This is a genomic window from Aestuariivita boseongensis, from assembly GCF_001262635.1.
Classification (GTDB): domain Bacteria; phylum Pseudomonadota; class Alphaproteobacteria; order Rhodobacterales; family Rhodobacteraceae; genus Aestuariivita; species Aestuariivita boseongensis.
Genome location: NZ_JXYH01000001.1, coordinates 25,467 through 38,069, shown reverse-complemented (window position 1 = coordinate 38,069; position 12,603 = coordinate 25,467). Strand labels below are relative to the sequence as shown.

The following is a 12,603-nucleotide window of genomic DNA, read 5'->3' as shown; positions in this document are numbered from 1 at the left end:
CATGGCTCCGATCCTAGATATCCGAAACCTTTACAAGAACTACGGCGCGACCGAAGTCCTCAAGGACATCAACATCGCGATCGAACCGGGCGATTTCCTGGTTCTGGTCGGCCCGTCCGGCTGCGGAAAATCCACGCTGCTGAACTGCATCGCCGGGCTGGAAACAATCAGCGGCGGCAGCCTGAGCATTGACGGTCGCGACATGACACATGTCAGCCCCAAGGACCGCGATATCGCGATGGTGTTCCAGTCCTACGCGCTGTACCCCACGATGAGCGTCGCCAAGAACATCACCTTCGGCATGAAGGTGCGCGGTGTCGACAAAGCCACTCAGGCGCGCAAACTCGGCGAGGTTGCCGCCCAGCTGCAGATCGAACAACTTCTCAACCGCAAGCCCGGCCAGCTGTCGGGCGGTCAACGGCAGCGCGTGGCCATGGGGCGCGCGCTGGTGCGCGACCCGAAGCTGTTTCTGTTTGACGAGCCGCTCTCGAACCTGGATGCCAAGCTGCGCGTGGAAATGCGGACCGAGATCAAGCGCCTTCATCAATCGCTGAATGCAAGCATGGTTTACGTCACCCATGATCAGATCGAAGCCATGACGCTTGCGACCAAGATCGTAGTGATGAAGGCCGGCATCATCCAGCAGATCGGAACGCCCGCTGAAATCTACAATCGCCCCACAAATCTTTTTGTGGCGGATTTCATGGGCTCTCCGGCGATGAACCTGATCCCTGCGCGTGCCACAAGGGAAGGCGCCGCGACGCGTCTTGAAATCGCGCGCAATTCCGGTCCGCCGCTGGTTCTGATGGATCAAACAGCGCCAGAACTGCCCGATCAGATCATTCTGGGCCTGCGTCCCGAGGATATTGCCGAAGCGGGTTTTCGAAGCGGATCAGGCGTGCAAGAGGCGGAATGCCTTGTCGACATGGTTGAACCGGCTGGCGCGGACACGTTCGTGGTCACGTCCCTGGGCGGCAAGGAAGTCACTGCGCGGCTTCATGCGGAAACATCGGCCCGCGCCAGACAGCACCTGTCATTGGCCTTCGATATCTCAAAAGCGTCCTATTTCGCGCCAGAGAGCGGTCAAAGGCTGAACTGAGCATATGCGGCTGGTTGCAGATATCGGGGGAACAAACGCGCGAATTGCACTGGCCCGCCAGCAAGAGATCGTTCCCGAAACAGAAAAAAGTTTCCGCAATGACGATTTTGACGGTTTTGTCGACCTCGCCCGCCACTACCTGTTTCAGGTTGGCTCACCCGAGGTCGCAGAACTGGTCGTCGCCGTTGCAGGCCCTGTCTGGGAGACACACGCAAAGCTCACAAATCGCGACTGGCATTTCGACATTTCAACGCTCAGCCGCGATCTGGGTATTGCGTCCGCAGTCTTGATCAACGACCTGACGGCGCTGGGACATGCCCTGCCCGGCTTGGGTCCGAAGCAACTTGTGCCAATCCACCGACCTGCAGGCGTTGGCGGTCCACAGAGACAGTCTTTGGTGGTGGGCATCGGCACCGGCTTCAATGTCTGCCCCGTCCTGCACACGGGCGACACGGTGCAGTGTCTTCAGGCCGAATTCGGTCATGTCTCTTTGCCGCAGCAACTGCTTGACGAAAGCCCGTTGGTTGAGCAATTCCGTTCAGTTGAAGAATGCTTTTCCGGGCGCGGCTACCGTTCATTTCTGGATGCCGGGGGCACTGAAGCGCTTTATGCCTCTTTGGTGGGGCATCTGGCGCGGGAACTGGTTCTGGCCTTCATGCCGACTGCCGGCCTGTATTTTAACGGCGGTGTGGCGCGCGCCATTCTCACGTCCGAAGGGCGCAACGAATTCATTGAAAGTTACGCTAAACCGTTTTCGCTTTCCGGCGATCTGAGTGCACCGGTTTTTCTGATCGACGATGATTACGCCGCGCTGACTGGCTGTGCCCGCGTGCAAACCAATCGGTTGGATTAAAGCGACAGATCCTCAAGCAGATCTTCCTTGGAATACTCCGCCTTGGTGACCCCACGTTTGACGCGCCCCCGCTCCATTACGAAGATGCGGTCGGCGAGCCGGAAAGCGAAATCCGCGTTCTGTTCAACCATGACAATGGCCATTTTGCCTTGGCCGCGCAGCGTCTCAAGAGCGTCACCGATCTGCTGAATGACATTGGGCTGAATGCCTTCGGTCGGCTCATCCAGAAGCAAGACTTTGGGCCGGGTGATCAGCGCGCGCGCGATCGCCAGTTGCTGCTGCTGACCGCCCGACAGATCACCGCCGCGGCGGCCCTGCATATCTTTCAGAACTGGAAACAGCTGGTACACCTCGTCCGGGATATGGTGTTCGGATTTCGGCAAGCAGGCAAACCCGGTTTCAAGGTTCTCAAGAACGCTCATCATCGGGAAGATCTCGCGCCCCTGCGGGACATAGGCGATACCAGCACGCGCGGCAGAAAAGGCCGTGGCGCGCTTTAGGTCTTGGCCATCGACCAGCACCGCGCCGCCAGACATCGGATGCCGACCGGCAATCGCCTTTAACAGGCTTGTCTTGCCCACTCCGTTATTGCCCATCACCGTCGTGATCTCGCCCACAAACGCGGTGATCGACACGTCATAAAGGATCTGGCTTTGCCCGTATTTCAACGAAAGGTCGCGTGTCTCAAGCATGGCCGCGCCCCAGATACACGTCGATCACCCTCTGATTGGCGGTCACATGGTCCAGGCTGCCTTCCGCCAGAACCGACCCTTCGTGCAGCACCGTCACCTTGCAATCCAACCTGCGGACGAATTCCATGTCATGTTCAACCACCACCACCGCACGGGTCTGCGCTGCTTCGCGCAGAATGTCAGTGGTTTTCTCGCGCTCTTCCGATGTCATGCCTGCGGCCGGTTCATCGACTAACAGAAGCCGGGGCTCCTGCGCCAGAAGCATCCCGATTTCCAGCCATTGCTTCTGCCCGTGACTCAGGTTGCCCGCCACGCGCATCAGGCTGTCCAGAAGTCCGATCTGATCTGCAGTCGCCTCGATCCGTTCGGCATTGCGTTTGGTTTTCTTGTGCGTCAGCACGGCAAACGGCCCGCGCGGGTTTTTCAGCGCCATGGCCAGGTTCTGCCGCACGGTTTGATCCTCGAACACGGTGGGTTTCTGGAATTTCCGCCCGATGCCTTCATTGGCGATCTGACTTTCCGACATCCCCAGAAGCGAGACGTTCCGCTCCCCCCATGTGACGCGCCCCTCGTCGGGCTTGGTTTTGCCGGTCACGATATCCATGAAAGTGGTCTTGCCCGCGCCATTGGGTCCGATGATCGCGCGCAATTCGGCCTCGGCAAACTGGATCGACAGGTTGTTGATCGCGCGGAACCCGTCAAAGCTGACCGACACGCCCGAGACTTCCAGAAGCGTGCTCATTCCGGTTTCCTCACAAGGTAATCAAAGAGCCCGCCAATGCCTTTCGGAAAGAACAGTGTGACCGCTACGAAGGACAGGCCCAGCAGCACCAGCCACCAATCCGTCCATTGGATGGTATAGAAACCCAGGTTCAGCGGCGGCGCGCCGCCCCCCGTAAACCAACTGGACAGAAGCGAAACGAAGGCCGCTCCAATCACCGCGCCGTAAAGCCGCCCGCGTCCGCCGATGGCCACCCAGACGGCAAGATAGATCGACGCGATGGGCGCAATCTCTCCGGGGTTGATGATGCCGGCTTGCGGGTAATACAGCGCGCCCGCGATGGCCGAGACAACAGCGGTGATCGTAAAGACGAAAAGCTTGTAGCTTTCCACGTGATAGCCCAGGAAGCGCACCCGCGCCTCGTTATCGCGGATGCCTTTGATCACGCTGCCCATCTTGCCCGACACCACCCAGGCAAAAAACAGATATCCCGCACCCAGCGCAAAGGCGGACGCCCAGAAGAACACAATCGAGATGACGGCCTGCGAGGTATCTTCATACCCGGGGATGTTTTGCAAACCCGACAGCCCGTTATTGCCACGCAACCCGCTATCGTTCTGGAACAGATAAAGCGACAGCGCCAGCGTCATCGCCTGGGTCAGGATCGACAGGTAAACACCCGTCACCCGCGACCGGAACGCCAGCCAGCCAAAGACCAATGCCAGAAGGCCCGGGATCAGAACCACCATCAGCAATTGCAGATAGAGATTGTCGGCAAAGGCCCAGATCAGCGGAAACTCCGAACTGCCTACGACGCCGAAGATCTGGTTTCCGATGGCATCCGACACCTCTTGCGGTGTGGGCGGCAGGGGCTGACCGGCCAGCGACTCCAGCACGATCGCTTCGGTCCGGGCATACATCAGCCACATACCGATGGCGTATCCGCCCAGCCCGAAAAAGGCGAAATGCCCAAGGCTCAGGATCCCGCAATAGCCCCAGACCACATCCATTGCGACAGCGATCAGGCACAGGCACAGCGTCTTGCCCAGCGTTTTCACGAAGCTGGTCGAGATCAGCGCGACACCCGTGACCTCGGACAAGACGGTGACGCCAAGGGTGAACAGCGACAAGGCCAGAAGGAACCACAGGACCGACGGGTTCTCACCAATGAAGGAACGTCTCATGGATCAATCCGCCGCTGCCCGACCTTTGAGGGCGACTATGCCCTTGGGTCGGAATTGAATGAACAGGATGATGAAAAGGATCATGTAGGTCTGCGCCGCCAGCGTATTCGACGGGTTCAGCCACTCGATCCCCTTCTGCAGGAACCCGATGAGCGACGCACCCGCCAATGTGCCCCAGACATTGCCGACGCCGCCCACGACCACGGTCATGAAGCTTTGCACGATGTAATCGGCACCCATTTCCGAGGTCACCTTGGCGTAAAGCCCGATCGCCACACCCGCGATCCCCGCAATGCCCGATCCAAGGCCGAAGGTCAGCATGTTGATCCGGTCGGGGTTGATCCCCATGGACGCCGCCATGCCCGGGTTTTGCGTGACCGCGCGCACCTCAAGCCCCAGCCGCGTGCGTTTGAGCACATAGACAATCAGCGCAAGGAAGATCAGCGCCATGACGAAAATCGCGATCCGGATATAGCTGATCGCAATCACATCGTTGAAAACCAGCGCCCCATCCAGCCAATCGGGTGAAGTCAAAGGCCGCGCCTGCGTGCCGAAGATGTTCTTGGCCAGCTGCTGCAGCGCGATAGAGATCCCGAAGGTGGCAAGAAGCGTCTCAAGCGGGCGGTGATAGAGGTGGCGGATCACCAGCCGCTCCATCGCGACACCGGCACCAAAGGTGACTGCAAAGGCCAGCGGCAAGGCAATCAGGATCGACAGGGTGTAATCCGGCACGAACAGCTGGACGACAAAACCGGTATAGGCGCCCATCATGATGAACTCGCCATGGGCCATGTTGATCACGCCCATCACGCCAAAGGTGATGGCCAGCCCGATAGCGGCAAGAAAATAGATCGACGCCAGCGACAGCCCGTCCAGCGCCAAGTCGGCGAATTGCGACAGCGCCACTTGCGTTTCGATCTTGTCCAAGGTCGCGCGCGCGGCATCGGTTATGGCTGCGCTTGGTTCGTCATAGGCTTCGAAGAAGACATGCGAATCCAGCGCTGCGGCTTGCTCGGCCTGGGTAACCAGCGGTGGAACCTGCCCCGCCTTTGCCAGCACCTGATAGGCGGCGCGACGGCTGTCGTCGCTTCCCAGCTGGTGAACGGGAAAACCTGCAACAGCACCATCAGCGATATTGGCCACAAGCGCCTCCCGGATCTGGGATGCGCTCACCAAGGGCGGCGCAAGGTCCGCGGCAACCAGTTGGGCATAGGCATCAGCCTCGCTGAGGTCCTGACCAGGTTCCAGTAGGCGGGCGATATTCGCATCCTCTGGCAAAGCAGGCGCAACGCCCGTGCTGGTGGAAAGAACGGTATTCAGAACAGCCCGCACATCGACGGACAGATCCCCGGCCAACCCTTCAATCGCCGCAATCCGGTCATCAACCGTTTCAGCGAAAAGCGCCGTCAGCATGCGCGCAAGGCGTTCTTTCGTGGCTTTCAGCGCAGCGTCCCGCTCCCCTTCTATGGAGTTTTCCAGGGGGGCAAGCTGGCTGACATCCATGCTGCGCGCAATGGCATCGACGGCAGCCTGCCGTTTCATGATGTCCGGGTCAGACAGTTGAAACTGAACCAGCGCGTCACCAATCGCACGGCGCACGCCGCCATTGGGGCGAGAGTCCGTCAGACCGGCACTTTCTGCGGGTCCGACGGCCTCTCCGCTATCCAGATCGTATAGTGTGTCGCCCTCTACGCGGAAAAACAGCCCATCGCTGCCCCGCTGCACGACTTCGCGGTCGCGCCAGGCTTCCAGAAAAGGCACCACCTGAGGCAGGCCGCTGGCAACCAGATCATCCAGTACAACACCCACCGACCGACGCCCGGGCTTGAGCACCTCTTCGGAATGGGTTTGCAACAGATCCTGAAGGGATTGGGCGTGCGATATGCCGGGCAGCGTCAGGCAAAACGCAACCGCCAGTAATAACAGGCGCAACATGTGGGTAATGGCCGATCCGGTATTTGGGATGGCGCGCACCGGCAAGCGCGCGCCAAGAATGTGATCAGTAGTTCGAGGTCAGCTGAACGCAGGTCTCGGTCTCGGTGTTGTACATACCGCAGCCCAGAGTCTGCCAATCGGACTTCAGAACCGCCGATTCCGGCAGATAGTCGGTCCAGGCGTCGCCCGGCACTTCTTCGGTCTGGCTGATGATGTCGAACTGACCATCAGCGGTAATCTCACCGATCAGCACGGGCTTGGCCAGATGGTGGTTTGGCAGCATCACAGCCGTGCCACCTGTCAGGTTCGGGAATTCCTGACCATACATGGCCGTACGCACCGCATCCACATCGGTGGTGCCTGCTTCGGTGACCGCGTTCACCCACATGTTGAAGCCGATGTAATGGGCTTCCATCGGGTCATTGGTCACACGGTCTTCACCCATCTTGGCTTTCCACTTGGCGACCCATTCGGTGTTGGCCTCGGATTCTGCCGACTGGAAATAGTTCCACGCAGCCAGGTGACCCACTAGGTTCGAGGTATCGAGGCCCGAAAGCTCTTCTTCCCCGACCGAGAAGGCAACGACGGGAATGTCATCGGCCGAAATGCCGGCAGCCGCCAACTCCTTGTAGAAGCCGATATTTGCGTCACCGTTGATGGTCGAGATCACGCCGACCTGCTTGCCATCCGCGCCCAGCGCCACAACGTCCGCCACGATGGTGGCCCAGTCGGAATGGCCGAAGGGCGTGTAGTTCACGAAGATGTCTTCTTCGGCAATGCCTTTCGACTTCAGGTAGCTTTCCAGAATGTTGTTCGTGGTCCGCGGATAGACATAGTCAGTGCCCAGAAGCGCGAATTTCTCAACGCCAAGTTCTTCCAGGAAGTAATCCGTCGCCGGGATCGCCTGCTGGTTGGGCGCGGCACCGGTGTAGAACACGTTTTTCGAGCTTTCTTCACCTTCATACTGCACCGGGTAGAACAGAAGGCCGTTCAGCTCTTCGATCACGGGCAGCACGGATTTACGCGACACCGACGTCCAGTTGCCGAAGATCACGTCAACTTCGTGCACAGTCAGCAGCTCACGCGCTTTTTCAGCAAAAAGCGGCCAATCCGAAGCTGGGTCCACAACAACCGCTTCAATTTCGCAGCCCAGAACACCGCCCTTGGCGTTCTGTTCTTCGATCAGCAGCAGCATCGTGTCTTTCAGCGTGGTTTCGGAAATCGCCATCGTACCCGACAACGAATGAAGCACACCGACCTTCACAGGCTCATCACAGGCGAAAGCACTGGTCGAAGCCAGCAGGCCAGCTGTCACGAGGGAAGTTAGGGGAAAAAGTTTAGCCATGAGAGATCTATCCCAAATCTGCGCTGTCCTTCCAAAAATGCAGCAGACGCACTTTGAAAGCCGGCTCAAAAGGCGTATTTGAGACCTACAGCAATTGTGTTGTCGTCTCGCAAGGGAAGCTATCTGCCAGGATGATCCTTTGCGGGACGTTCTAAACCCGAGGCGGGCATCCCGATTTGTAAGCTGCGCCGATCCGCGATCCAGATTTTTGCGATAATCCGCCCCTGGACCTGCCCCGCTGCCCAAGTCTTTGACTCTTTTTTTGGCAGATGCTCAAAAGATGGGCGCGCAAGGAAGCCTGTCGTCCAGGCGCGCTTCCGTCACTCCCTTCACATTCCGCCTATTCGGTGTTCGCAACGCGCACCGGAATGGTCAGCGATTGATCTCCCAACCGCACGGTCAGTGTCGCCGCCCCGGACGTGGGCACCGTGGGCGCAGGGAGCGTGGGAACCTCACCCTGCAGCGCTTCGGGCAACGGAGCTGCCGACGCCGTTCGATCATCCCGCTCCTTCTGCAGGGTCTGAAACCGTTCTGCCGCCTCCTCACGGACGCCCAACTCGTCCTTGATCGCAGCAATACGGGCTTCAAGGCGCATCTCATCTTCCGAGGGTTCCGCTCCGGTGCTCCCTGCAGCCGTCTTGCGAGCGCGTAAACTATCCAGCTGGCCCAGAACAGATGTCAGTTCCTTCGACAACTCCGGGTCACCCAGAGCATCCGGAGTGTTCTTCAATGTTTTTTGAAACTCCATCCGCCGCCGCAACTCATCGGCCTTGCCCTGCAACGCTTCGGCCTTGTCCCAGTCTTCAGGCAGGAAGTCCTTGCCCAAAGCAGCCCGCCGCGCCTTGGTCGCCTCAAGGCCCGCAAGTTCCGCCTTTAGGACGTCCTGCTTGTGCGCGTTCAACTCTGCCGCGGTCGTCGGGCCGAACTTGCGCAAGACGTCCTCTTCCTCCTCCATCATACGGCGGCGATTGGCGAGGGTACTGCGCAACTCGCGCACGCCAGGCCGGATGTCGGGACGTTGCTGCGTGGCCGAGGGCGTCAGCCCCATTTTGCGCGCATCCCAGATGCCTTGCGCGCCGGGCAGCGCCTGACCGGCAAGCTTTATGTATTCGCGCAGACCGTGATCCGCGTCTCCTGCCCCGCCCGTGGCCTCGGAAATCTCGCGCAGGACCTTCTTCAGCGCTTCGGGATCCTTGCGGTTCGCCACCAGTTCTTCGGACCATTCATTGAAGGATTTATAGGGCGGCGTGTTCAGATCCTTGCCCTGAAACTTCAACGCCAGCACCGCACGTTCCCCATATTTCCCAAGGGCCGAGGCCGCGCCGACCGTATCCTCATTCCCCTTGTGCAAATCGTTGACGTGATGCGTCATCATCATGATCTGATCGCGCATGAAACTGTCGACTTGTGCGTCTGACAGTTCTTTCTGCACGGCACCCTCCGGCAGGTCGGTTCGCTTTTCACCGGGCTTGACGCGCACGTAAGGGCGGTCGGTCTTGCCGGTGATCTTGTTGTTCGCATCCCGCACAACGGCCTGATCATTGATCAGATCGCGGATCGAATTGCCCTCGATCTGCCCATCCTTCACAATCGCATCCAGCCCGGTGAAGCTGGCATAGGTCTCGATCCCCTCGCGCAGGGCAATGCCCCAGTCGCGGTGCATCTGGGCCTGCAGCCCATTCCGTTCGGCCTTCAGCTTCTGCATCCTGGGATCGCTGTCCGGCACATTCTGGTCGCGCAGCGCTTGGATTTCGTTTTCCACATGCAGCAATTCATTCGAGGTTTTTCTGATCGCCTCTGTCTTCTTGCCATAAAGGTTGTCCCTCGCGCGAAGCGCCAGATCCTTGGGATCGGCCTGCAAGTTCGGGTTTTGGGCGGCGATGCGGTCCATCTCGGCGCGCAGCTCTGCATCCGCGCTGGACAGCGACTTCTGCGCGGCCTCCAGCTGTCGCTGCGCAAGCGCCTTGTCGCCCGCGTCATTCAGTACGTTTTCAGAAAACTGCGCCCGCTGGGCGTCATTCATGTGCAACATGGCGGTGGCCATGCCCTGCGCTTCAATTGCTTGCCCATGTTTCAGCCCGCTGAAATCGCCTTCGGTGACATCAATGCCTGCCAATTCCGGGGCGCGGGGTTGGATCTTGTCGATCACCGGGAAGACGTCGATATACTCATTCACATCGTAAGATTTGGCCGAGGTCGCAGGCGTGCGATACTGCCCTTCGCGGTCGCCCCGATAAAGGTCTTTCAGGTGCCGGCGAACCCGCTCCGACGCGATGGAGCGGTCCACATCGCTGGTCAGGTTGCTTGACCCGGGCGCCTTGGGCGTGGTGGCGATCAGCCTTTCTTCTTCGACCTTCTCCTGACGCAGGCGTTGCAAGGCGCGGGTCAGTTCGGGGCTTCCTTCGGCATGGGTTTCCCGCGCCTGCGCAATCCGGCGGTCGAATTCCACGTCCAGTTCGTCGCGCGCCCGTTGCTGCGCCACATCCACGATGCTTTCGAAGTAAGCCGCCCGCTCACCCACAACAGCCTGCAGGATGGGTTTCATACCGGGATTGTCGGCATAAAGCATCTTCAGTTCGGCCCAGGAGATCTCTCCCGAAGACAGCGCCCGGTCCATACGCGCGGCCAGTTGCTCCCCCATGGCCCGGTCGCTCAGCTTGAAATCCCAGCCTGCTTCGGTCTGCACCCGCTGGATATCGGTGCCCAGCACATCGCGCAGCCGTGCCTCTGCCCGGTTCTTGGCCCGCTCCGTCACCTGATGAGCCTTCAGGCTGCGCGTCTGCACATCCGGCGGCAGGGTAGTCATGAAATCCTTCAGCGGCTTGGCAAGCCCTGTTTCCGTCGTGCGTGCAATGCCGCGCGACAAGGCACCGTTCATCAGATTGGCCAGAAATGCCTCGTATGACATGTCCGAACCCTGCAGCGCCGACTGGTAATAGCTTTGCAGCGCCGCCTCCGAGCCCAGACCAAGCGTGTTGCGCAAAGCAAACTCGGCCGCCTGCCGCGTTTTGGGGTTCCTGGCGATCTGTTCAGCGAATTCGCGTCCGACCGCGTTGGTCAGCCGCCCCGTTCCGCCCAAAGTCGTCTGCAGCAGTGTCGATTCAATGGCGATCCGGGCCGGGTCGACCTTGCCCGTCTTGGCGTAATCGGTCAGCCCGGTCAAAGCCATGCCTGTTGCCAGATCCGTTCCAAAGGCCGCTGCCGCCACACCGGCTTTGGACACGTTCAGGCCTTGCAACAGTTTCGACACCCGCGCCGAAGCCGCCGCCGGAATGGCCGTGGTCGCCGCCATCTCAAGCATGTTCACGCCGTTGATCTGGTTCAGCGGGTGATCGCCCGGAAGATCCAGCCCGTCTTTCAGACCCGACATCGTGCGGCTTTGTTCGTTGATGGTGAACCGCTCGGATCCGGGTTTGCCCACCAGGAATTTCGTATCGGTCAGAATGCGCCGCGCCCGAGGGCTCAGCTGCGACAGGTCCACAGCCACCCCATCCTTGCGCGCGCGCATCTGCAACTGCCCGGCCTCGGCCAGGGCTGCCGACAGCTTGTCGACATGCTCGTTATATCGCCCGATCCGCGCATCCACCTGAGACAGTGACATCCGCCCGGCATTGTCCCAGATGCGCGAATAGTCCGCCGCACCCGTGCGCAGGACACTGGCCATGTTGTCGATGGCCCCGATGCCGGTATCGGTCCCTTTCACGAAGTCCGCCCGCCAATCAGCCACGCCTTGCTGTTGTTTCTTCAGCGCCTGCGACAGAGCCAGAAACCGCATGCCCTGATTGCCGAAATCCGATCCAGACAACATGTCCAGCGCCATGTATTCCGGCGCGCTTGCGATTTCCTTCTTCAGCGTGTTGGCACGGATCTGGCGCTCATCCGGGGAAAGCATCCACGACAGGATGTCATAGCGGTTGGGTTTCAGCGCGCGCTCTTCCAGGGTTTGAGCCAGAACATTTTCCGCATCGCGGGCCATCGCAAGTCGGGCCTCACCATATTCCGGACGCCCGGTCTGCGGATTCCGCAAAATCCCGCTGCGCGCCAGACGGCGATACTCTGCGATTTCCATTTCGGTCTGCAATTGCCGCCGGGCCTGTTCACGGGCGCGTTCCTCGGGGTCTGCGATATCGGTGGACCGCAACGTCGTATTGCGCCGCGAAAGATCCCGCAAAAGCTGCTGCATGCGAACCGCATCATCGACCCCGTTATGGCGCCGCAGCGCCGCCTGATAAACCTCTTCTTCCAGCTGACGCATGCGCAGATTGGCTTCGATGGCCGCCCGCGCTTTGATCCGATCCTCGTCCGACCGTGCGGTCTGCAGACGGCGCAACAGGTTGGCATCCGCGTTGGTCAGCGTGCGCTGCTTGGCAAGGAAGGTGTCATTAGCCCGCGCGCTCAGATAAGCCTCGACCTCGCGCTGGCTCATGCCCTTGGTGTCGGCGATGATCTCGGCCGTGAGCGACTGGCGATAGGCGCTTTCAGCCCGCGCCGTATTGCCGGAATACATCTGCATTTCCTTGTTGAAGCGCCACAGATCCTGGCTGCTGTCCCCAAGAAAGAAATTGGTGAACCCCGACGGCGCCTGCGCGCGCTTGATCTGTTCGCGTTCAAGATTGAAGCGCAGGTTGCGCTGATCCTTGTTGATCGCCTCGCGCACACGGTCCAACACCTGTTCGCGATTGTCGGTGGGCGCGGGCTGGGCCGAAAGGCTGGCAGCGCCAAACAAGACAAGTACGGCAGCAGTCGCGACGATGCGAGAAAAGCTGAAGGTCAT

Annotated in this window: 8 protein-coding genes; 2 read left to right on the top strand and 6 right to left on the bottom strand. The window is 59.9% G+C overall.

Annotated features, from left to right (window positions below; genetic code table 11):
• Position 1: 1 nt before the first annotated feature.
• Positions 2–1,099 (top strand): ABC transporter ATP-binding protein, encoded by a 1,098-nt coding sequence (locus TR61_RS00165; protein WP_050927513.1) that lies wholly within the window; start codon positions 2–4, stop codon positions 1,097–1,099.
• 4 nt (positions 1,100–1,103) lie between these two features.
• The gene (locus TR61_RS00160) at positions 1,104–1,952 is read left to right on the top strand and encodes a glucokinase (protein ID WP_050927511.1); all 849 of its coding nucleotides are present in this window, start codon (positions 1,104–1,106) and stop codon (positions 1,950–1,952) included.
• On the opposite strand, the gene urtE is transcribed toward TR61_RS00160, so the two are convergent.
• The 6 genes from urtE to TR61_RS00130 all read right to left on the bottom strand — a co-directional run bounded on the left by urtE (position 1,949) and on the right by TR61_RS00130 (position 12,603).
• Entirely contained in the window at positions 1,949–2,644 is a 696-nt protein-coding gene (gene urtE, locus TR61_RS00155) for an urea ABC transporter ATP-binding subunit UrtE (RefSeq protein ID WP_050927510.1), read from the bottom strand. The genes TR61_RS00160 and urtE overlap by 4 nt on opposite strands.
• The gene (urtD, locus tag TR61_RS00150) at positions 2,637–3,386 is read right to left on the bottom strand and encodes an urea ABC transporter ATP-binding protein UrtD (protein ID WP_050927508.1); all 750 of its coding nucleotides are present in this window, start codon (positions 3,384–3,386) and stop codon (positions 2,637–2,639) included. Before urtD ends, urtE begins: the two co-directional genes overlap by 8 nt.
• Positions 3,383–4,549 (bottom strand): urea ABC transporter permease subunit UrtC, encoded by a 1,167-nt coding sequence (urtC, locus tag TR61_RS00145; RefSeq protein ID WP_050927506.1) that lies wholly within the window; start codon positions 4,547–4,549, stop codon positions 3,383–3,385. The genes urtD and urtC overlap by 4 nt, the downstream gene beginning before the upstream one ends.
• Positions 4,550–4,552: 3 nt before the next feature.
• Positions 4,553–6,484, bottom strand: a complete 1,932-nt coding sequence (gene urtB, locus TR61_RS00140; RefSeq protein ID WP_050927504.1) for an urea ABC transporter permease subunit UrtB — start codon at positions 6,482–6,484, stop codon at positions 4,553–4,555.
• Positions 6,485–6,548: 64 nt separating this feature from the next.
• Positions 6,549–7,829, bottom strand: coding sequence for an urea ABC transporter substrate-binding protein (gene urtA, locus TR61_RS00135; protein ID WP_050927502.1), 1,281 nt, complete (start codon positions 7,827–7,829; stop codon positions 6,549–6,551).
• Positions 7,830–8,169: 340 nt separating this feature from the next.
• A complete protein-coding gene (locus TR61_RS00130) occupies positions 8,170–12,603 on the bottom strand; it encodes a hypothetical protein (protein ID WP_050927500.1) in 4,434 nt (1,477 codons plus the stop codon).

Bases quoted from the DNA above. Each gene is read 5' to 3' on its own strand.
- urtB (WP_050927504.1), bottom strand. From the start codon at position 6,484: ATGTTGCGCCTGTTATTACTGGCGGTTGCGTTTTGCCTGACGCTGCCC.
- urtA (WP_050927502.1), bottom strand. From the start codon at position 7,829: ATGGCTAAACTTTTTCCCCTAACTTCCCTCGTGACAGCTGGCCTGCTG.
- urtD (WP_050927508.1), bottom strand. From the start codon at position 3,386: ATGAGCACGCTTCTGGAAGTCTCGGGCGTGTCGGTCAGCTTTGACGGG.
- TR61_RS00160 (WP_050927511.1), top strand. From the start codon at position 1,104: ATGCGGCTGGTTGCAGATATCGGGGGAACAAACGCGCGAATTGCACTG.
- TR61_RS00165 (WP_050927513.1), top strand. From the start codon at position 2: ATGGCTCCGATCCTAGATATCCGAAACCTTTACAAGAACTACGGCGCG.
- urtC (WP_050927506.1), bottom strand. From the start codon at position 4,549: ATGAGACGTTCCTTCATTGGTGAGAACCCGTCGGTCCTGTGGTTCCTT.
- urtE (WP_050927510.1), bottom strand. From the start codon at position 2,644: ATGCTTGAGACACGCGACCTTTCGTTGAAATACGGGCAAAGCCAGATC.
- TR61_RS00130 (WP_050927500.1), bottom strand. From the start codon at position 12,603: ATGACCTTCAGCTTTTCTCGCATCGTCGCGACTGCTGCCGTACTTGTC.